Annotated in this window: 18 protein-coding genes; 13 read left to right on the top strand and 5 right to left on the bottom strand. The window is 39.9% G+C overall.

Annotated elements, in window-relative coordinates:
• Positions 1-77: 77 nt before the first annotated feature.
• Both EGN73_RS15500 and EGN73_RS15495 read right to left on the bottom strand, forming a co-directional pair.
• The gene (locus EGN73_RS15500; RefSeq protein ID WP_219291825.1) at positions 78-1778 is read right to left on the bottom strand and encodes a T9SS type A sorting domain-containing protein; all 1701 of its coding nucleotides are present in this window, start codon (positions 1776-1778) and stop codon (positions 78-80) included.
• 235 nt (positions 1779-2013) lie between these two features.
• On the bottom strand, positions 2014-4257 hold the full coding sequence (locus EGN73_RS15495) for a glycine-rich domain-containing protein (protein WP_219291821.1): 2244 nt from the start codon (positions 4255-4257) through the stop codon (positions 2014-2016).
• A gap of 406 nt (positions 4258-4663) precedes the next feature.
• Here EGN73_RS15495 and EGN73_RS15490 point away from each other — a divergent pair, with 406 nt between their 5' ends.
• The 3 genes from EGN73_RS15490 to EGN73_RS15480 all read left to right on the top strand — a co-directional run bounded on the left by EGN73_RS15490 (position 4664) and on the right by EGN73_RS15480 (position 9136).
• On the top strand, positions 4664-7108 hold the full coding sequence (locus EGN73_RS15490) for a CHAT domain-containing protein (protein WP_219291818.1): 2445 nt from the start codon (positions 4664-4666) through the stop codon (positions 7106-7108).
• Positions 7109-7122: 14 nt separating this feature from the next.
• Positions 7123-7617, top strand: a complete 495-nt coding sequence (locus EGN73_RS15485) for a hypothetical protein (protein WP_219291815.1) — start codon at positions 7123-7125, stop codon at positions 7615-7617.
• 133 nt (positions 7618-7750) lie between these two features.
• Complete coding sequence (locus EGN73_RS15480; protein ID WP_219291812.1) at positions 7751-9136, top strand: methyltransferase RsmF C-terminal domain-like protein; 1386 nt, start codon at positions 7751-7753, stop codon at positions 9134-9136.
• Positions 9137-9141: 5 nt separating this feature from the next.
• On the opposite strand, the gene hflX is transcribed toward EGN73_RS15480, so the two are convergent.
• Entirely contained in the window at positions 9142-10407 is a 1266-nt protein-coding gene (gene hflX / locus EGN73_RS15475) for a GTPase HflX (RefSeq protein ID WP_219291809.1), read from the bottom strand.
• Between the two features lie 109 nt (positions 10408-10516).
• On the opposite strand from hflX, the gene rfbC reads away from it, so the two are divergent.
• The 10 genes from rfbC (at position 10517) to EGN73_RS15425 (ending at position 20854) form a co-directional block, all read left to right on the top strand.
• Positions 10517-11068 (top strand): dTDP-4-dehydrorhamnose 3,5-epimerase, encoded by a 552-nt coding sequence (gene rfbC, locus EGN73_RS15470; RefSeq protein WP_219291806.1) that lies wholly within the window; start codon positions 10517-10519, stop codon positions 11066-11068.
• Positions 11068-11817 carry a tyrosine-protein phosphatase gene (locus EGN73_RS15465; RefSeq protein WP_219291803.1) on the top strand — a complete coding sequence of 250 codons (750 nt, stop codon included), beginning with the start codon at positions 11068-11070 and terminating at the stop codon, positions 11815-11817. The genes rfbC and EGN73_RS15465 overlap by 1 nt, the downstream gene beginning before the upstream one ends.
• Before the next feature lie 128 nt (positions 11818-11945).
• Complete coding sequence (locus tag EGN73_RS15460; RefSeq protein ID WP_219291800.1) at positions 11946-12902, top strand: NAD-dependent epimerase/dehydratase family protein; 957 nt, start codon at positions 11946-11948, stop codon at positions 12900-12902.
• A 142-nt stretch (positions 12903-13044) separates the two neighbouring features.
• Positions 13045-14457: a tetratricopeptide repeat protein gene (locus EGN73_RS15455; protein WP_219291796.1), complete on the top strand. Its 1413-nt coding sequence runs from the start codon at positions 13045-13047 to the stop codon at positions 14455-14457.
• A gap of 31 nt (positions 14458-14488) precedes the next feature.
• Positions 14489-15259, top strand: coding sequence for a phosphosulfolactate synthase (locus tag EGN73_RS15450; protein ID WP_219291793.1), 771 nt, complete (start codon positions 14489-14491; stop codon positions 15257-15259).
• 225 nt (positions 15260-15484) lie between these two features.
• Positions 15485-16420, top strand: a complete 936-nt coding sequence (locus EGN73_RS15445; protein ID WP_219291790.1) for a DUF368 domain-containing protein — start codon at positions 15485-15487, stop codon at positions 16418-16420.
• Positions 16417-17157, top strand: a complete 741-nt coding sequence (locus EGN73_RS15440) for a shikimate dehydrogenase family protein (protein WP_219291786.1) — start codon at positions 16417-16419, stop codon at positions 17155-17157. The genes EGN73_RS15445 and EGN73_RS15440 overlap by 4 nt, the downstream gene beginning before the upstream one ends.
• Before the next feature lie 27 nt (positions 17158-17184).
• A complete protein-coding gene (locus EGN73_RS15435) occupies positions 17185-18435 on the top strand; it encodes a pyridoxal-dependent decarboxylase (protein ID WP_219291783.1) in 1251 nt (416 codons plus the stop codon).
• Positions 18436-18888: 453 nt separating this feature from the next.
• Positions 18889-20235 carry a PhoH family protein gene (locus EGN73_RS15430; RefSeq protein WP_219291781.1) on the top strand — a complete coding sequence of 449 codons (1347 nt, stop codon included), beginning with the start codon at positions 18889-18891 and terminating at the stop codon, positions 20233-20235.
• Positions 20236-20494: 259 nt separating this feature from the next.
• Entirely contained in the window at positions 20495-20854 is a 360-nt protein-coding gene (locus tag EGN73_RS15425) for a hypothetical protein (RefSeq protein WP_219291778.1), read from the top strand.
• 60 nt (positions 20855-20914) lie between these two features.
• Here EGN73_RS15425 and EGN73_RS15420 read toward each other — a convergent pair whose 3' ends face one another.
• Together EGN73_RS15420 and EGN73_RS15415 are read right to left on the bottom strand one after the other, a co-directional pair.
• Positions 20915-21673, bottom strand: a complete 759-nt coding sequence (locus EGN73_RS15420) for a LytR/AlgR family response regulator transcription factor (protein ID WP_219291775.1) — start codon at positions 21671-21673, stop codon at positions 20915-20917.
• Between the two features lie 148 nt (positions 21674-21821).
• Complete coding sequence (locus EGN73_RS15415; protein WP_219291772.1) at positions 21822-22559, bottom strand: LytR/AlgR family response regulator transcription factor; 738 nt, start codon at positions 22557-22559, stop codon at positions 21822-21824.
• Positions 22560-22569: the final 10 nt, after the last annotated feature.

Here is a 22569-nt window from a genome sequence, read left to right as displayed (position 1 = left end):
AAATGAATATTATCCTAAAGCATTTATCTACAATCCTTTTACATCAACATAAATTTTTTTGTTGAAAACAAAAAAAATCATCTTTTCAGAATTTTAAGTTGCTGAGTCTCTTTATCCCAAGCTATTTGAAGTACATACACACCTTTTGAGTTTTGGGAAAGGACAAGGTTTATTTCTTCGGTAAGTGCTTCGATAGTAGGACCATTCAGGTAATAGGTACTGCCTATTGGGTTGATTAAACTTGCTGAAACTGCTTCATTTTTATAGTCTTCTGCCTGTGCAAGAATAAGATGGATGGACTGGTTTTCAACCGGATTTGGATAAATTTTCCAAGTCTTTTTATTTATTCCATCACTGGGGACTTGTACTCCGACAACTTTACTCTTTTCGTAAGTGCCATCAAAGTCCACCTGCCTGAGTTGATAATATACCATCGATGACCTAGTGGAACTTTCTGTGTCAATAAACTCATAGTACTGGAGTTTTTCTGAATATCCAGCGGCATCTATTTCTGCTATTTTTTGCCAATTCTCAATATTGTCAAAACTTTTAAACACTTCGAAATGTGAGCTTTCCCATTCTTTGGCAGTGGCCCAAGTTAATTTTATAGCTTGCTCTGATGAAAAATGTTCAGCTTCAAAGTATTTAAGTTCAACAGGAAGAATACTAAAAGTGATCTCAAAAATGTCTGTTCTGCAAAGCCCTGTGTCTTCATCAAATGTTGTAAGACGATAAGTGCCTTCAGGAAGGTCCTCTATTCTCTTTTCTTCAGAATAAAAGTCCGGATCATCCAAAGAAGTCCAAAAATAAAAAAAATTCCCTGGCCTAAATTCTACTTCAATTGAGCCATTGGCTTCTCCTTTGTCCCCCTCTGTTATGGTGGAACTTTCAATCACTTCGTTTTCATTCAGGGCAATGGGGATCGTATAGGTGTTTTCTATTACGCTGCCATTCAAACTTCCCTGACTAACCGTTAAAGAAGCTGTTACAATTTCCCCGGATTCCACGTTTTGAAATGATGGGTTAATATCAGAGGAATTGATAATAGTTCCATCTTCAAATTCAAAGTTCCATAGTACATTATATTCTTGAGTAGGATTTCCTCCAAATAACGAAGTGATAAAAAAGGAGACGTTTGTGTGATTTAGATTTTCTTGAAAACATTCAAAGTTGACGTCAAAATTATAATCTAAAGTACCGACTTCTATAGGTATACTGCTAGAGTGGGAGCATTGAGCAGTCGGGTAATCATTGCATTTATAGCTATCTTCCAGATTTTTGTTTCCGGCTTGAGTCCAAAATGACATAGGATTTGAAAGCTCGTAATACTCATTCTGGCACTCGAAATTAAGATTTGGAATTGGGACTGTTATCACACAAGTGGCAGAGTTGCAAGGCGGGACTGTGCCTTTAAATTCGTTCATGTAATTGCTTTCGAGAATTGCATCGGTAGATTGATCTTTTTTTAGAATGTCAGCAATTATCCGAAAATTATTTACGCTGTTGTTTTGAGATGAAGTATATAAGATGGAAATAAAATAGGGACCGCCTTCACAGAGATTTTCATTTGGTTCTCCATTTACATCACTGAAGTAAGCGTTTAGAACCACAAAATTATTGGCCTGCCCCTTACAGTTGACACATGAATCATTTCTCAAATCAGGTTTATCATTCGATTGGGGTTTGGCTTCATAACTTATGAAACACAGTAAAGCAGCAACCGTAAAAAAAACAGTAGAAAATAAGATTTCTTCATAAAAAAAATTTTTTGGATCCATAGTATTTGTAAATACTTGGTTATCAATCTAAATATACTCATAAAAAAATTTAGAATACAAAAAAATGAATTTAAAAATCAGTAAAAAGCATTACAAATATAGTTTTGTTTTTTTCTGATTCATACATTTTATATAAAAAACAATGAAAAAATAATTATAATGATTTTATATGTGGGTTTTTTATGAAACTTTAAGCCTTAATTGTGGAATGGATTTTTTATGCAATTAACTATGCTTAATTCTTTAAAACTTTCAATTGCTGATTTTCATTTCCCCATAACAAGTTTAAAATATATACCCCTCTACCTCCATTTTTCAAGGCATTATTAAGTTGCTCCGATAATTCACTTATGGTATTGCCGGTAAACTGTATACTTCTACCGAGAGGATAAAAAAGTGTTGCATAAACAGTTTCGCCACTATGTCCTCCTTGTTCAAGGATAGTGAGCTGGGCATTCTGGTTTGAAACTGGATTAGGATAAACTCTCCAAGTGACGGTTTGGTCTGAATTCACTGGAAGCTGTATGCCGATGACCTTGCTCAAATGTGATGATTCATCAAAATCAAGCTGCCTAAGCTGATAATAGGCCATATTGAAAGGGGTGAAATTATCATTGTCCTCAAAACTGTATTCCATAGGAGATTCAGAATAGCCAGCGGCTTCAACTTCCCCTACTTTTTCCCAGCTATCCACATTATCAAAGCTTCGCATAATCTCAAAGTGGGAGCTTTCCCATTCCTTGGCCGTGGCCCAGGAAAGACCAACGGTTTTTTGATCTTGACTGAGTGCGCCTTCAAAGTAGAGGTATTCTACAGGGAGGATTCTATATGTCACCATGACTACAACAATTCCGTTGCTTCCTGATCCTCCTCTTTGACTGCCAGCTCCTCCACCAGACCCTGTGTTTGGCCTCCCATTTTTACCTGTTCCTCCATCATTTCCATCACCTCCCAAAGTCAAATTTGAAAATGCGCCTCCTTCAGAAAAGCGAGATTGTCCTCCTGAGTTTCTTGAAGTTGCACCGCCACCTCCACCAAATGCGTTAATTAAATTGTCAGGAGCAATTGGTTCAATAAAACTAATTGAAACACCACTTCCGCCATCTCCAGGTACAAACCCTGTTGAAACCTGCCCAACTCCTCCATTATTTCCAGCACCCCCACCGCCACCACCAGCGCGTACGTTTGAGCTCCCTCTTCTTCCGGCATTGCCACCATTTCGTGCCATTTGGGCTATTGGACCATTTCGACTTCCTCCAATTCCATTATCGTCAAAAGCACCTCCTCCTCCAGACCCCCCCTGCCTTCCATTTTTTGCATTCTCCGAAGAGCTACCACCTCCACCTCCACCAAATGATGTATAGCTTAATATGCTAGAGTTGGTACCATTGTTCCCTTGGGTGTTTTCGTTACCGGATCCTATACCTCCTTTTCCAACTGTTACGACATATTCTGTATTTGGCTCAATTGGGATATCTTCAATTTCCAAAACACCACCAGCGCCTCCTCCACCGGCACTGAGACCTCTTCCGCCTCCACCTCCACCGGCTACTAACAATGCCGTCGCTGAAAGGAGTAACTCTTCATAATCTTCTTCAATTACAGGTTCGGCAACATTCAAAATGCCGTCACAGCGAAAAATATAATATCTGAGTAGGTTACCTGACTCTATTATTTCAATTTCTTCCAAGCAGTTTTCTCCAGAACAAGTACCAACCCTCGCCCCTCCACGCAGTCTTGGATTTGCATTTCCACCTGGCATTTTATTTACTACTAATGCAGTGCCTGTACTGTTGTAATCAAGATCATTTCCTGTTATGATACCATCTGATCTAAAAGTGCCATTTACACTGACGGAGTTGCATTGGTTGGCATTAAGTGCTTCAATTCTACCATTACCGTTATTTGTCATTGACCCGTTTACATTAATTGAACCAGCCAAGTTTATGGTGGTGTTGTTCATCATTGCTCCACCGACATTCATTTCACCTACAATCGTAACATTAGAACTGCTATTGAAGGTCGCTGAACCTCCAATATTTAATTGGCCTTGACTAGTTAATGTACCATTTACATCGATGTTGCCCGGAACATTCATTGTTGAAAAATTATTGATGGATTTCGATGAATTAATATTGGCCGAAAAATTAAATGTACCATAATTATTTACTGTCCAATTTCCATTAAAATCTGTACCCATGGATAAAGTACCGTAATTGTTTATTTGACTTAAGCCGGACAAACTGCCTGCCTGACCATTCCATGATGCTCCATCGGCTATGCAAATAATAATATTGTTTCTGTTGTTAAAATTGATTTGATTCGTTCTATTCCCGTTGATGCATACCTTGCTCCCATCTAAAATAGATCCAGATGGACTTCCATTTCCATTGATAATGACATCACAATCCTCACATTGACTAAATGCAAGGGTGTATTGCAATAGGCATAAAATCAAAAAGATAAAATTGAGCTTCATGGGTGATATAAGCTTATTTTAACTAAACTCATTTTTAATTATTTAAACTGCTTTTTACTTGGTTTGAAATCATTCAAATCGGAACATAATTTCATAATCACTAATAAAAAAGAATTAATATTAGCAAAAGTTAAATTAAACAACAAAAAATTCTGTTTTTTCTGAGAATGATATCCACTTCTACATTTTGTAAAATCAGTTAAAAAATTAATTTATCTGCAATAAATATTCTGTAAAATGCAAAAAATGGTCAAGAAAAATTTTTAAAGGATTTTGAGTATTAATTGAAAAAACTGTTGCCTTTTGCTAAATCCACTCTTTTTTATCCTTAAATTGTAACATCCTAAAAAACAGTAGTATACGCTTTTTATTTATAAAATGAATTTTTCACTCAAATCAGTATCACATGGAACCTCAGGATTTCGGGAATGACCTGCACAAGCTCCTTTTACAGGCCCTTCAGGCCCAGGACAGAGACCATCTTCTTAGGATTTTCAAAGAGTATCCAAACCAATCTTTGGATAGTGCAGCTAAATTCTTAGAAGCCAAAGAGCATATCCATGACCTGGCCGCATTGGACTGCATGGCCACCGCCCTAACTCACGGTGGAAGTATCCCGGCAGGATATCAGTACGCCGCTACTTCTTTGCTTTGGGGGATTACACTTTGGTCTTCTCAGGTCACCTTGCCCGAGGCAGACCTTGAGTTTTATCTGGCAAATAGCAGCTATCTGATTCAAAAGGCTTTGTTGGATACCGGCAATTTTGCTGAAGGGATATCCCAATATGAAACACTGCGGACCATGAATCTTCCCGGTTGGGGAAAACCGATTTTTTACTCCACCCATTTGCAGGCTGCTGAAAATTATTTTGAAAATAACCGATCTGATGAGGCTGTTTTGATTCTGCAATCATTGGACGAAAATCAAATCCTTCCAGCATCACTGATACTTTATGACCGTTTGAAAAGTAAAATCGGCCTGATCAATTCCAAAACTTTTCAGTCTAGTGAGGAAATTGCAAGTCAAAAACGCATGCAGCAGTTGACCGATCTCAAGAGGATGTTGGCTGCCATCAGAACGGTAATGAAAGGATACGAAGACCAGATGGATATGGATTCAATTGAAAAACTGGTTGAAATGTATGAAGGAGAAGGGGATATTTCTGAACAGGAGCTTTTGGAATTGACCCATAAAATCTCTGCCAAAACTCTGGAAACTCAATCTGTAATGGGGGGAGTAGACAATACGCAAACTCCCCAATACAAAAGAAACTTACTGACTCAATCGACTGCTTTTTTCCATGACGACAAGCTCGGACATGAAGAGGATAGATTGAGAAATTGCCTTTTGGAATTGAAAGGTTTTTATAAATGGTTTGAGGAAAGAAAGCTGGAATCCGACCTGGCGTTCATCGCTTATTGCCAATATATCTGTTACAATAGACTGGAGGAATTCCAAAAAGCAGCTGACTCGCTAGATGTGGTATTTGGTCATCTCGAAAAACAAAGAGCCTCTATCAGCAATATCCATGAGCGTGCAGGGGTATTTGGCCAATATCCTGCCCTTTTTGGCGCCATGGCACTTACCAATTACATGTCAAGAAATACCCGAAGACTATTCCATAGAATTGAAGCTTCAAAAGGGCGTAACCTTACCGATAAAGTTCTTGAGGCCACCGGTGAACACCAAAGGCTGGATGATCCGGACACTTTAATTGACCGGCTTGTACCGCTATTAAGTGCTAATCAGGCCCATTATTTAAGCGTTATTGTAGATTTTGACAGAAGCTATTCCGTCTTGCTTACCAAGCAGGGGAAGCTTTTTGCTACGGCACAAGGAGCGGGAGAAGAGGTGCTGAAAGATTGGGTCAAGAATGATTTTCCAAATCCGCAATCCTGGAAAATGCCTGTTTCAGGATTGTTTGGAAGAGGGAAATCTGTAGAGATTCCAAAGGAATTAGGAAAATACCTTGACCCTATCAACTTTGCCATTGATGAAAATTTATTGGACGAAGGTGATCATATTGTTTATTCTCCGGATGGATTGCTAAACCTATTTACCCTACAGATCGGGCAGTTAAACTCAGGAAAGCCTTTGATAGCAGAATTTTCCGTATCTAAAATTCATTCTGGTTCTCAATTGGTGAAGTTGCTGGACAAAAGCCCGGAAAATCTGGATGAAATAATAGGTATTACCTGTTCAGCTGTGCAGGATGATGCAGACAAAGTTAAAGAGTTTGAAGAAGTCCCTCTTTTTCTATTACCTGAAGAAGAGGGAATAGGGGCGGAAGAAGAAGTGTCTATAGAGAATGTATTGGAGGCCTTAGGGCCGAATAAGCTGTTTCACTTTTCCACCCACGGAGTTTTTCCAAGTGGAGTTAAGGGTCTTGATTTAAAGAAACTTAATCCATATTTTAACAGTGGCTTACTACTCATGTCAGATGGTAAAAAACCAGAATTGGATTCAGAATTTGACTATTACTTAGGTCAAAATCTTCTGAGTCCCAAAATCCTTCAGGAATCTCATGTGAACCTTAATGGGAGCCATATCAGTATGCAGGCTTGTGTATCAGGAAGGGCAATGGAGGGTTATGGTGGTGACGCACTTGGATTGGAATGGGCATTTTTTTACTGTGGTGCCCAAAGCATGTTGAGCGCAGCCTGGAATGTGGACATCACCTGGGCAAATAAGCTGTTTAAGGCATTTTATACCAATTGGATTCATCAGGAATTCGACATGAAAACTGCCCATAGGCAGGCTGTACTACAATTGATGAATGAGGCACCTCAGGATAATATGCCAGTTGAGTATTACTGGGGAGGACTGTCTTTGATAGGGGATTTTAGATGAAAAAATATAAGGCTATGACAACTTTAGAAAGAGTACAGCAACTGGATGACTTTAAGGCCTTAAGGCTTTTCAGACACATTGAAGGAGAGATGGTCCTAAAAGTGAAGGAAGACCTTGGAGTAATCATGGACCACCTTCCTGAAAATGTAAAACACATGGAGGCCATACAGAACCTTGAAGATGTAGATCAAAACAAATTCCTAGAACCGATTGAACAGCAAAAGGCGGTGGAGATTGCAAAGGTATCCTTGGCTTATATGGCAGAAGACCCCGGGCTGGAGCCATACCTTAAGGATAAATTAGATAATTGGAAAGACAATGAGATGGTAGCAGGCACCATCCTGGCCGTTGGTGGGGCACTGAGTGCGGTCATGATCATGAGTACCTTCAGGGTGTCGTACAATAAAACCGATGGGTGGGATTTCAGTATTGGTGCAGCAAAAGACCAACAGTCTGAAACTATCAAAACTATTTTTGAGGCATTGTTTAGGGTATTAAAGCCTGGGTAATGTTCATATGTCGTTAAAGAAATCCAATAATTTGTTTTTAAAGTCGCTAAGGCTACAAGCTGGAATAGGGTTTTCGTTTAAGCAAAAGTAAGGGGTTAGAATATTTTCTTAATTTTGTTCAAAACCTAACTCAATGCCCAATATTAATTTACCTGAAGGCTTTGTTCAGAGGATGCAGTCAGAACTAGGCGATCAGGAATTCCTCAAGTTTCAGAAGGCAATAGACCAGGATTCCAAGTCTGCTATTCGGCTTAATCCCTTTAAAAAACTGGAAATGCAATTTTCAGGCAGCCGGGTAGATTGGTCATCATTAGGTTGGTTTTTGGACGAAAGGCCGTCCTTTACTCTGGACCCCGCATTTCATGCAGGAGCATATTATGTTCAGGAGGCATCCTCTATGTTTTTGGATCATATACTGAATACCCTTGAAGCCGATAAAGAAGGTGTTTTTTTGGATCTTTCAGCGGCGCCTGGAGGGAAATCCACTTTGATGAGCAGCTACCTCGGAGACAGTGGATTGCTTATAGCCAATGAAGTCATTAAATCCAGGGCTACGACTCTCAAGGAAAATATAATTAAGTGGGGAATCGGCAATACTATTGTCACACAAAATGACCCTGATCATTTTGAACCTCTTGAAGGTTTCTTTGATGTGGTGTTGGTCGATGCGCCCTGTTCGGGAGAGGGGATGTTTCGCAAAGATCCTCAGGCAAGGAATGAATGGTCTCAGGATCATGTGAACATATGCGCGGCCAGGCAGGAGAGAATAATGGATAAAGCCGGGGCATTGGTGAAAGCCGGTGGATACCTGATTTACAGTACCTGTACTTTCAACAATCAGGAGAATGAAGAAATGGTCCGCTTTATCGCTTCGGAGTTTTCTTATCAGCCTGTCAAAATTCCTCTAAAGAAAGAATGGCAAATCGTCGAATCAGTAATCTCTACAGAAGAAGGTGAGTTTTTTGGCTATAGGTTTTATCCTCACCTGGTCGACGGAGAGGGTTTTTTCGTCTCTGTGATGAAGAGAGCAGAGGATGCTTTCATACATGAACCAAAACGGACCAAGGATTTCAAACATCCCTATATCAAATCCTGCCCCAAGCAGGATTTGGAAAGCGTAATAGAAAAATTTTCCCTGCCCCAAAACACTGCTCTTTACAGTATCAATAACAGTTACTTTTATGTAAACGCAGACTTTAAATTACATTTTGAATACATCACGAGGTTTTTAAACATCAGGTATTTCGGAGTAGAGCTGGGTCAGGTCAACAATGGGCAGGTGATTCCCAGCCATGAGTGGGCATTGTCAGTTCTGCCAAAGTCCGGATTTGCTTTATTGGAGCTTGATAGGGAAGCTGCCTTGTACTTTTTGAGAAAAGAGGATTTGCATGTGCCGGATCTGGCAGAAGGCTGGCACTTGGTTACTTATCAGGATTTACCATTGGGCTGGATCAAAAATCTTGGAAACCGGTTGAACAATTACTATCCAAAAGAGTGGAGGATAAGGATGAAAAAATAAAAGGCCTATTCCAGGCCTTCAAATTGAGATAAGTCAAATACTTCAGATTCGAGATAATGAGGATAAATTTTGAGATGCTGTTTTTTCACTTCTCTCACCAGTGCTTTCCTGAACTCTTCCACATTGGTGCCGTTTTCAGCAGCCATAAATACCGGAGCAATTCCTGTTTTCTTTTCATAAGCTTGTGAAAGCTTGTCAAAATCCAAATAAGTGCTTTCCTCAAGTTCTATATCTGACATGTTTTCTCTTTCTTCTTCCGAAGGCATTTCAGGAACGAGGTCGATTTTGTTAAAAACAAGTAACATGGGCTTGTTTTGAGCTCCGATTTCATTTAAGGTGTTGTTGACCACCGTAAAGTGATCCTCAAAACCCGGATGCGAAATGTCGATGACATGTACCAGCAAATCTGCTTCCCTGATTTCGTCCAGAGTAGATTTAAACGACTCAATCAAGTGTGTTGGAAGCTTTCTTATAAAACCAACAGTATCTGAAAGCAGAAATGGAATATTTTCAAGGACTACTTTACGCACGGTAGAATCCACTGTCGCAAAAAGTTTGTTTTCTGCCAAAATATCAGATTTGGTCATCAGGTTCATCAGCGTACTTTTCCCCACGTTGGTATATCCTACCAATGCTACCCTGACGATTCCTTTTCTTCCTTTTCTTTGAGTCACCCCTTGCTTTTCAATGTCTTTGAGTTTGTTTTTGAGCAAAGTGATTTTGGTTCGAATGTCCCTTTTATCCGTTTCTATTTCTTTCTCTCCGGCACCGCCCCTTGTGCTTGTACCACCTCTTTGCCTCTCCAAGTGTGTCCACATTCTGGTAAGTCTGGGAAGCAAATACTGGAACCGGGCCAGCTCAACCTGGGTTTTGGCCTGTGCGGTCTGGGCCCGATTGAGAAATATGTCCAAAATCAAAAGAGACCTGTCATAGACTTTGATTTTGAGCTCATTTTCAAGGTTCCTCATTTGTGAAGGAGAAAGGTCATCATCAAAAATGATCATATCCACCTCAAAGTGTTCGATATAAGCTTTGATTTCTTCCAGTTTTCCCGAACCTACAAAGGTCTTAATGTCGGGCTTTTCAAGCTTTTGGGTAAATCTGTATATTGTACTTGCACCCAAAGTTTCGGTCAAAAAAGCAAGTTCATCCAGGTATTCTGCCACCTGCTGATCTGATTGGCCTTGTTTTACCAAAGCTACCAAGACAGCAGTATCCTGCTTGGGTGCTGTATCGTAAAGTTTTTGAAGTTTTCTTGAATATTTGCTCATGTATTAGTAGAATGCAGCTGATCTTAAATTAGTTCATCAAGGATTATGCTACAAAGTTATCAAGCTAGTATTAAATCCTGTTATATTTGAGCCTCATATAATTGAGCACATGAAAATAACTGAGTCACCCATTAAAGGAGTCTTTGAGATCACGCCCAAAGTTTGGGAAGATGAGAGAGGCTATTTTTTTGAATCATACAGAGAAGATAATTTAAGCGGAGCGGGGATCCATATAGATTGGATTCAGGAAAACCAGTCTTATTCCAAGGCTGGAACTGTCCGTGGGCTTCATTTTCAGAAGGAACCCTATGGTCAGGCCAAGATGGTGAGGGTGATTATGGGAAGGGTGTTGGACGTGGCAGTTGACCTGAGAAAAGGTTCACCTACATTTGGCCAGCTTTTTAGTTGTGAACTGGATGCAAAAAAGCACAACATGCTTTTGATACCTGCGGGCTTTGCGCATGGTTTTTCGGTGCTGGAAGATGCGGTTTTTTGCTATAAGTGTTCAAATTATTACCATAGAGAAAGTGAAGGGGGGATCCTATGGAATGACCCTGAACTGAATATAGACTGGGGAGTCAATAAGCCTATATTGTCAGAAAAAGACAAGCAATGGCCGACCCTAAAGGAGTTTAAAGAATTAAGTGGAGGTGGATTATAATGGGGATACTGGATATTTTCAAGAGAAAAAAGACTGAAGTAACGGAAGAGTTGAGTTTGGATTGGATGGAAGTAGACATGCACTCCCATCTTATTCCTGGCATAGATGATGGTTCGAAAAGCCTTGAAGAATCTATAGAACTTATTAAGAGGTTGAAGGGGTATGGGCTGAAAAAACTTGTCACTACTCCACATATCATGTCTGAATTTTACAAGAATACTCCTGAGATCATACAGTTGGGATTGCAGGATTTAAATTTGGGTTTGGAAAAAGCTGGTGTGGATATAGAAGTCAGGGCCGCTGCCGAGTATTATCTGGATGAGATATTTTTGGAAAAAGTACAGCAAGGGGAAAAACTGCTTACCATTCATGATAATCTGGTTTTGGTGGAAACCGGTTTTATCAATAAGCCGCAGATGTTGCTCGAGATTTTCTTTGCCATGGAAATGAACGGCTACAAGCCGGTATTTGCCCATCCCGAGCGTTATCAGTATTTGATTCAGGATAAAAAGCTACTTTCAGACCTCTTCGATAGGGAAATTTATTTTCAGATCAACCTTTTGTCACTTACCGGGTTTTATTCCAAGCCGGTCAAGTTATTTGCTGAAATGTTGGTGGATGAAAACCGGGTGAAGTTTTTCGGAACAGATTGTCACAATCATAGGTATTTGGATATGCTGGAGTCATTGCCTGCCACAAAGTATTTTGATAAAATCAGGCAATTAGAGATTCTGAACAAAAAACTTTAAGGAACGTTTACCGGTACATTTATTAACCCGGTATTTTCCATTTAAAAGTGGTATTAAGATACCTCAATATGAGAAAATCCTATTCCACCGGCTTATTTAATGACTGCTGAAAGTAAATCATATAGAAAATGAAAATTTTGATTACAGGAGCTACAGGCCTTCTTGGAAGCAGTCTTGCTTTGAGGTTTTCAGAGCTGGCAGAAATTCATGGGCTTAAGAGGGAGTCCAGCAATGTAGCGCTGACAGCTGGTTTTCCTATTCAATGGCATACCGGTGATATCAACGATTCCCAGTCTTTAGAGGAAGCTTTGGAAGGAATGGATATGGTGATCCATGCCGCAGCATTGGTTTCTTATCAGCCTAAGGATGAGAAAAAGCTGATGACGACCAACGTGGAAGGGACCACTAACCTTGTCAATGCCATGCTTGCTAAAAATGTAAAACGGCTCATTCATATTTCTTCTGTAGCTGCTCTTGGGAAAAGCCCTGAAACAGACATCATCGACGAAAACCATAAATGGGTAGAATCGGATCTGAATACCCCTTATGCCATTTCAAAGTATCAAGCAGAACTGGAGGTTTGGAGGGCTGTACAGGAAGGTCTCGAAGCATTGGTTGTCAATCCCAGCATCATTTTAGGTAAGGTAGGTACGGGAAGATCCAGTACGGAGATTTACAATTATGTTTTGGAAGGAAGAAAATACTACCCTTCTGGATCAGTCAATTATATAGATTTGAGAGATACGGTAGATTTGATTTTCAAACTGTATGAAAGAGGCATGTGGAATGAGAGGTTCATTCTCAGTGCGGATAGTATCTCGTATAAATTATTTTTTGAAAAAATGGCAGCCGCTTTAGGCAAGAAAGCACCTCATGAACCCGTTACAGAGACAATGCTGAAGGTGGGACTTTTCTTTATCGGGATTGCTAAAGCCCTTGGTTTAAGTAAAAGTCCTTTGAATAGGCAGACAGCTATGCTTTCCCAGCTGTCCTTTCATATGGACAACAGCAAATTGCTGAAATACATCGATCACGGGTTTTACTCCTTGGAGGAAACTTTCCGATGGGCCCAATCGAACGATTAAGCTACAAAGCCTGTTTTCTGTTTTATGCCTAACTTAAATTCTTGATCCGATTCATGAAAATAAGCAGCAGGGAAAAAAAATTTCAGTATAGATTTTGGGACACCGAAATATTTGGTATCTTAAATAACAAATAAATACGCCGATGACCGGAGACTTTGAAAACGAATGGGAAGAGGATAGGGAATTAGTAGAAAGATTCGAAAATTCACTAAAAGCCAATCTTGACTTGTATTTTGAGGAAGAAGAGCTAGAAAATATTGTCCGGTTTTATTTCGATCAGCAAAAATTCATAAAGGCTCTAAAAGCTGCCGAACTGGCTTTGGAGAAATTCCCTTTTAGTGTGGAAATCAAGCTTTTGAAAGCGAATTGCCTTATTTTCAATGATGAACTTGACGAGGGATTGGATATACTTGAAAATATCAATAATCTATCCCCGAACAATGAAGACATCGTCTTTGCGTACGCCAGTGCTCTTATGATGGCTGGGAATAGCAAAGAGGCCATTACAATGCTCGAGGATTTTCTTCCTTTGGCGGATGACAAGGCAGAGGTCCATTACATGCTGGGGAACCTTTTTCGCTCAGAAAGCGAACCTGAAAAGGCGATAGAACATTACAAAAATTGTGTAAAGCTCAGGATCAATCATGAAGATGCCCTGTTTCAGTTGGCCATGATTACAGAAGAAGAAGGATCCTTTAATGAAATTTTGCAATTTTATCAGGAATTTATAGATCAGGATCCTTATAGTGCTGGAGCCTGGTACAATATGGGTGTGGTCTACAACAGGCTGGGCAGGTATGAAGAAGCTATTCAGGCTTATGATTACGCCTTGATTATTGATGATGCCTTTGCTTCAGCCTACTTCAACCTAGGCAATGCATATATGAATACCCAGCAGTTTGACCTTGCATTGGAAGCCTATCAAAACACCATCAATTGTGAAGGTGCAAATGCCGAAAATTGCTGTTACCTGGCGGCAGCTCATGAAAAACTGGATCAAATTGATCTGGCTTTTAAATATTTTAAGAAGTCTGCCAAGATTGATCCCGAATATGAAGATGCATGGTTTGGCTTAGGGATGTGCATGCTGAAAAAGGAAAAGTTTTTTGAAGCCATCCATTACTTTAGGAAAGCCATTAACCTCACTAATGAAAATGCCACTTTTTGGGTAGGGCTGGCAGATGCGGAGTATCAATTGGGTAACCTGCAGGCAAGCTCAGAGGCTTATGAAGAAGCCATCAACCTTGAGCCTGGAATTATGGAAACCTATATTAACCTTGCCATCATTTATTTTGATCAAAACCGCTTTGAGGAAACAGTTGATGTCATGAAGGAGGGTATAGAGGAACTTCCTGAAGAGTCCGAGCTGTATTACAGACTAGTGGTTTATCTTTTGAAAATGGGTAAATACAAAGAAGCCTTTTCATATTTGGAAAATGCATTAACTTTGAACTTTGAGAAGCACATAATTTTGTATGATTTGATGCCTGAGATTGAAAAGCAGAAGGCTATTTTCAAAATTATCTCTCAGTATAAGGAAGGTCCTGCTTCCTGAGACCTATTATAGAAATCTGAAATTTGTTGGAATGAATTACGTTCTTAAGAATCTACCTGTGCGGACTGAAAAGCCACGCACATCCGGTTTTACCATGGTCATGGACAAAGGTTTGAGTATCCGTGAAGTGGAAAACTTTGTAAGTGCCAACAGTGATTTTGTAGATATTGTGAAGTTGGGCTGGGCCACTTCTTACCTGACCAAAAATCTCGCTGAAAAAATTGAAATTTACCGTGATGCCGGAATTCCCGTGTATTTGGGTGGGACACTATTTGAGGCTTTTGTGATCAGAGATCAGTTTGATGATTACAGAAGGGTGCTTGAAAAGTATGACCTGAAGTTTGCCGAAGTGTCTGATGGTTCTATTAGCCTGCCCCATGACAAAAAATGTGAATTTATCAAAACCCTTGCTGAGGATGTGACCGTCCTATCGGAAGTGGGTTCCAAGGATGCTGCGAAAATCATCCCTCCCTACAAGTGGATTGAGCAGATGCAAAGTGAACTGGATGCCGGCTCATGGAAAGTAATCGGAGAAGCCAGGGAAGGCGGTACCGTAGGACTCTTCAGGGATTCAGGTGAAGTGAGACAGGGCCTTGTGGAGGAAATTCTGACCAAAATTCCAGAGGACAAAATCATTTGGGAAGCTCCTCAAAAAGAACAGCAGGTATGGTTTGTCAAGCTTTTGGGTGCCAACGTAAATCTGGGCAATATTGCCCCAAACGAACTGATTCCTCTGGAAACGATCCGATTGGGCCTCAGAGGAGATACCTTTGACCATTTTCTTGGAGACCATAAACTCTGATTAATTTGGAGCGCAATAGAGTTTATAAGGCTGAGTATTGTATCAGGTCAACTCTGCATTATGTTTATCGGTAGCATACATCTTCTGATTCAATAAAACTTTGTGGCATTTTTTGACCACAAAGCCACTAAGGAACAAAGCTATTGAGACTTAAACATAACTTTGTTATGAGAAAAAATCAGATAATCCATTTATGAGACAATTTCATCTTTTTCATTTTAATTCATGGAAAAAATAAACAAGAGCATTTTAGTTTTTCTGAAAGGTATGGGTATGGGTGCCGCCGATATCGTACCTGGCGTTTCCGGAGGGTCTATAGCGCTCATCACCGGAATCTATGAAAAGCTGCTCGACAGTATCAAGTCGATAGATACTGAAGCACTTTCTTTATTATTCAAAGGAAGGTTCGCTTCTTTCTGGTCTCATATTAATGGGAGCTTTTTGTTGACCTTATTTGCAGGGATCCTGTTTAGTATTTTCAGTATGTCCAAGCTGATTACCTACCTCATGGACAACCATCCTATTCCTCTTTGGTCATTTTTTTGCGGTTTGATCATCATTTCAGCAGTCATCATTCTCAGGGATATCAAGAGGTGGAATGCTTTGGTGGCAATATCTTTGGCAGTAGGTGCGATTTTTGCCTTTTGGGTGACCGGTTTACCTCCTACCACCTCCCCAGAGGCGGCTTGGTTTACCTTTGTAGCAGGAGTGATAGCCATCAGCGCCATGATTTTGCCGGGGATTTCAGGAAGTTTTTTATTGTTGATTTTAGGGCAGTATGAAAGGGTGCTTCAAGCGGTAAATGACAGAGATGTGCTTGTATTAGGGCTTTTTGCACTTGGCTGCATTACAGGGTTGCTTTCATTCAGTAGGTTGATTTCCTGGTTTCTCAAAAAATACCATGACCTGACACTTGCCTTCCTTTCCGGGATAATGCTGGGGTCCATCAACAAAATCTGGCCATGGAAAAATGTCATTTCTTATAGGCTTTCTTCTTCAGGTGTCCAAAAGCCATTTGTGACTGAAAATGTAATGCCTCAAAACTATATGAGCATTACCGGTGAAGAATCCTTAATTTTGTATGCAATAATGGCTTTCTCCTTTGGCATACTGTTGGTTTTGGGAATAGAAAGAGGTGCTTATTATATATCAAGAAAATGAACAAGTTTGGGTTGATCGGTTATCCATTGGGTCATTCCTTTTCAAAAAGGTATTTCGATGCTAAGTTTGAAAAGGAAGGGATACCGGATTGCCGTTTTGATTTGTATGAAATCCCGGATATCTCTCTTTTTCCTACCATTATCCAGGAAAATCCCGAACTCAAAGGCTTGAGTGTCACCATTCCTTACAAAGAAAAGGTGATCAGTTTTTTGGATGATCTGGATCCGGCTTGTCGTGAGATCGGTGCTGTCAATTGTATTCAGATCAAAAATGGTAAGCTTAAAGGTTACAACACTGATTATATAGGCTTCAAAAATTCTTTGGAAAAATGGCTTTCAGGAACAAGGCCCAATGCATTGGTTTTGGGAACCGGAGGTGCTTCGAAAGCCGTGATACAAGCATTGGCGGGACTGGGTATTGCGTATAAGCTGGTGTCCAGACGGGCTTCTGCTGCACAGGATAGCATCACTTACCAAGATCTCAGGAATAATCCTGAATTGCTTCAAGAACATCATCTCATTGTCAATACCACACCTTTGGGTACTTTTCCCAACACAGAAGAAATGCCGGAAATAGACCTGGAAGCCATTTCGGGAAAACATAAGGTGTATGACCTGGTGTATAATCCGGAAAAAACCTTTTTAATGCGCTCATTAGAGGCAAGAGGTGCATTAGTGAAAAATGGATTGGAAATGCTGGAACTTCAGGCAGAAGCAGCCTGGAAGATTTGGAATTGATTTCTCATCTATTAATTCATTAATACCATGTATTGGAAGAAAAAGACACACGAACAGATAAAAGAATATATTTTTACGGCACTGGAAAAAAACCTCGATTATAGAGGTGACAGGCCAATTTTGGGTATACCGGGGACTTACTTGGATACGACAGAGTTTTACCCTGATGCTCCATTCCTCAAAGATGCCCCATACATGTCGGCAATGGTCCGAAACCCCAACCATATCGGCGTACACACGCTTAATGAAGAATCTGTTTTGGAAGTATTTGAAGGGACACAAAGGATCGAAAAGGAATTGATCAAGCTAGTAGCCGAAGAAATTTTTAATGGAGATACAGATCAGCAAGATGGCTATGTGGCTACAGGAGGCACTGAGGCAAACATCCAGGCCATGTGGATTTACCGCAATTACTTTAGAAAAGAATTTGGTGCCAGGCTTGGGGAAATAGGGCTGGTCTACAGTCAGGATTCACATTATTCTATGCCAAAGGGTGCCAATCTGCTCAACCTCAACAATATTATTCTAGAGGTCGATCCGGACACCAGAGAAATAAGCAGAGAATCACTTGATACCAAAATTAAAGCTGCCCAGAAGGATGGGATCAAATATTTCATTGTCATAGCCAATTTATCTACCACCATGTTTGGTTCTGTAGATGACATTGACATGTTGGGAGATTACTTTACCCACCTCAATGTGAATTTCAAAATTCACGTGGATGCGGCTTATGGAGGGTTTATATATCCTTTTACCAATCCTACGAGCAGGTTTACTTTCCAAAACCCATACATGAATTCCATCACTGCGGATGGGCATAAAATGCTGCAGACACCTTATGGGACGGGGTTATTTTTGATCCGAAAAGGATATTTTGATTTTGTCAAAACAGATGAAGCACAATACATTCCCGGTAAAGATTTTACAATAAGCGGAAGCAGGTCCGGGGCCAATGCAATTTCCATGTGGATGATCTTACAGGTGCATGGCTCCGAAGGATGGAAATACAAAATGGAAACATTATGTGACAAATCGGAGCGGATCTGTAAAAAACTGGAGAGGATGGGAGTAGAATACTTCCGAAATCCTTATCTCAACATCATCGCGATTAAAGCCAAATACATGTCTAAAGATTTGGCGCATAAGTATTACCTGGTGGCCAACTCTTATGAGTTTGAGCCCGAGTGGTTTAAAATTGTGGTCATGCCGCATGTCAAGCCAGGTACCATCGATGCTTTCCTGATGGATCTTGAATCTGAGCTTAGAGGAAGAAAGTAAACTTCAGCTTTGTATTTTATCGGCGTATCCTAGCTTGTTCTAGGGTACGCTGTTTTTTTCTAAATGATAATTAGAGGATTGCTTTTTAATTGAATGGAATGTAAAAATAAAGGAGCAGTCGATATAATTAAGAAAGAATTATTCTATAAAAATTATCGGATACAGTCGTAGCCTCAACTTCATCGGTTTACGGCATCCCTCTTTAACTGCGGATAATGCTTTCCCTAAAATGAAAGAGTTAGATTTGATATTAATTGAGATATAAATCCGGATTTTACATTTTTCTTGAGTTAACAGAAAAATAACATACAATTGAAAATTTATTAGCTTGACTTTCAAATGGATAACATTGCCTAATTCTTAAACTTTCTTATTTCTCTTTATATAAATGGTAATCTAACTTTTATTTTTCTAACTTATTCCTAACTATTAACCGCTAAAATTTTACCATTTATGCCAAGAGCTAAATCCGATAAAGACCGTAAAATTTTTGTGCTGGATACTTCTGTAATCTTATATGCACATAATTCCATCATGAATTTTGCCGAGCATGATGTGGTCATCCCTATTACTGTATTGGAAGAGCTCGATCAGTTTAAAAAGGGTAATGACACCAAAAACTTTGAAGCGAGGGAGTTTATCCGCTTGCTGGATAAACTGTCCAAGGACAATATGATCCACAACTGGACGCCGCTCAATGGCAAAACCAAGGGCAATTTCAGGGTGCTGATGAATCCGGAAAATAAGGTAAATGCCAATGTTGTCTTTGGGGAAGAGAAAAATGATCATAAGATTCTAAATGCAGCCCTTCACCTCAAAGAAACTGAGAAAAACAGAAAGGTGATCCTTGTAAGCAAGGACATCAATCTTAGGCTAAAGGCAAAATCTCTTGAAATATTTGCTGAGGATTATGAGACAGGTAAAATCAAAAACATTACGGAACTTGAAAACACCGGTCGCTACGTCCTGGAGGGAGTTGATCCGGATGCGATCAATCAACTCTACGAAAAGCATCATGTAGAAGCAAAACTGATACTTGGCACTAGAAAAAGGAAAGCAAACGCTTACTACATTCTGAAAAGTGATAAGAATTCCGTCTTGGCCTACTACAATTCGGAAGAAAATACCATGGAGCGTGTAGACAAGAAACTCGCCTATAATGTGAAGCCAAAAAATGCCGAACAGACTTTTGCCTTGCATGCCATACTCAATCCTAGAATCAAGTTGGTTTCCGTACAAGGTGTTGCCGGAACGGGCAAGACCTTGTTGGCATTGGCAGGAGCCTTAGAGCAAAGGAGAGACTACAAGCAGATTTTTCTTGCCAGACCGATTGTCCCTTTGAGCAATAAGGATATCGGTTACCTTCCCGGAGATATCAAATCCAAATTGAATCCTTATATGGAGCCCCTTTGGGACAACCTAAAGTTTATCCAAAACCAATTTAAGGAATCAGATAAAGAATATCAGAAGATCACAGAATTGGTCAATCAGGAAAAGTTGGTGATACAGCCGCTTGCCTATATCCGTGGACGTTCCTTGTCCAATATCTTCTTTATAGTGGATGAAGCACAAAACCTTACTCCCCACGAAATAAAAACGATCATAAGCCGAGCTGGTGAAAATACCAAAATCATATTTACCGGAGATATATTCCAGATTGACACGCCGTACCTTGATGCGCAGAGTAATGGCCTGTCTTATCTGATAGACAGGGTCAAAGACCATCCTTTGTATGCCCATATCAAGCTCGAAAAAGGAGAAAGATCCGAGCTGGCCAATTTAGCGAATGATCTTTTGTAGATGTGGTAATATTTCATAACTTTCGATGGAATATTCTGTGTTCCATCGAAATTTTTAATTTTTTTATCATTTTCATGCAACTTTTTGGGAACTTTTTCGATCATATGTTTTGTATCATTTAGCGAAATCTTCTGTCCATTACCGAACAGGTTAACAGTAACTGTATGCGGTTAAAATGCTGTAAATCAATTAGTTGAGAATTTGGGGCGGATTTTGGTATGAAAGAAATAGCTGAAATTGTAATATAAACCTTACGAATATGAAACCAACTATTTTAACTCAGAAAAATGTATGTGCCTTATTAGGCCTGTTGATGGCGATAACCATATTGTGGTCTGCCAGTGCGGAAGCAAAAGTGGATACTTTTGATGCGGTGACTGCCAAAGTGGTGGTAAATGATTCCCTTGGAGAATCCAGCGAAACGATGAAGAACTTGGAAGTGGATTTGAAAGATATTCAGATCAAGGCACTTCCTACCATTACTTTTATCAATAAATATGGAGAAGTGGTGGCAGAGTTTTACGGAGAGAAATCTGAAATCGAAGGAAAATTCAAGGAGCTATTGAGAAACGGAACTTTCATGATGTCCTCAGGAAAACATGAGTTCTATTTGATATGACAGTTTAGTTGATTGTTTGGTTTTTTGACAAAAAAAAGGTGTGCTATGCACGCCTTTTTTTCAACTTTCTGTGATGGTATTCAACTTGGCCAGGAAGCCATTGTAATACTGCCTTCCGACTTGAATTACCGGTCCTGATATGAGTGAAATGTCTTTGGTATTGAAGCTCTCGATCTGTGCCAACTGCACGATAAAGGATTTCTGAACCCTCAAAAACAAATGGGAAGGGAGTTTTTCTTCCATATCCTTCATGGATTTTCTGATGGTGAAGTTTCTTCCTTTACAGTAAATGGTAACCATATTTCCATTGGCTTCCACATAGTAGATGTCCTTGTAAGGGACTCTCTCATAGGCGTTGTCAGACTTGATAAAAACTGCATCAGTCACCAAGAAAGGACTTTCATCTTTATTCGCTACAGTGGCGGAACTGACCGGAGCAGGCTTTGCCCTCTTGTTGTACAGGACTATTTCTACTATAGCATGGATATCATTGGTGTTGAATGGCTTTACTATAAAGCCGGCGGGATTGATTCTTTTGGCTCTTTCAATGATGGTAGGATCCGAGTAAGAAGTGACAAAAACCAATGGAGCATCTACCATTTGCTTGATGATTTCGCCTAATTCAATTCCATCTTTGTCTCCTTTGAGTTTGATATCCATAAAGACCAAATCCGGGCGGTATTTTTTGACCACCTTGATGGCTTGATTGGCTGAATTGGCTGTGTCAATATTGACATATCCTAGAAGCTCCAAAATCTCCTCAATATTTTCAGCAATATTGATATCGTCTTCGACGATTAAAATTCTTTCCTCTTTCATAGTGCTTACTTGAGAAATTAAGCGTTAAAATTTTTATAAAGTAGATTTTTTAAGATACAAAACCAATAGATAGCTCTATTTACAAAATTTGGTTTTGAGAATCAATAAAACAGGCGATTTTATTGCTGTGGTATACGTATGAATACGCTTAAAGGCTCATCATATCCTTAAATCTTGCAGCTTGCCTGCGGCTTACTTCGATCCTGTCACCGCCTTTGAGCGTTACTACCAGTCCACCGTTGAACCACGGCTCGATAGCTTCAACCCAACTTAGATTGATGATGTGCTTTCTACTTGCTCTGAAAAAGGACTTTTCGTCAAGTCTTTCGTCCAGGGCATTGAGTGATTTGTGTATCATGGGTTTGTTGTTGTCAAAATACACTTTGATGTAGTTGCCATCAGATTCAAACAATCTTACATTCTGGAGTTTAACAAACCAACACCTGTCACCGTCTTTTACAAAAACCTGGTCGTTTAGGGTAAGTTTTTTGTTTTGTTGTGACTCCAGAGCGCTGTCCTGTCTTTCCTGCGCATCAGATAGCTTCTTTTGTAGCCTCTCTATCGCTTCACCCAGTCTTTTGGTCTCTACAGGCTTTAAGAGATAATCCAGGGCATTTACCTGAAATGCTTTCAGGGCATATTCATCATAAGCTGTAGTGAAAATGACATGGGGGACATTGTCCAGCTCTTCCAGGAGATCGAAGCCGGTTTTTTCGGGCATCTGAATGTCCAAAAATACCACATCCGGATTGAGGGATTCTATTTTGTCTTTGGCATCATCTACGTTGTTTGCTTCGCCGACCACTTCTACCTGGTCAAATTGGGAAAGTAAGTTGATCAGCTCTTTTCTGGCCAATCTTTCATCGTCGATTACAAGTGCTCGCATTTTTTAGTCA

Source organism: Arthrospiribacter ruber, from assembly GCF_019343195.1.
Taxonomy (GTDB): domain Bacteria; phylum Bacteroidota; class Bacteroidia; order Cytophagales; family Cyclobacteriaceae; genus Arthrospiribacter; species Arthrospiribacter ruber.
This window is presented reverse-complemented; position numbering and strand designations above follow the sequence as displayed.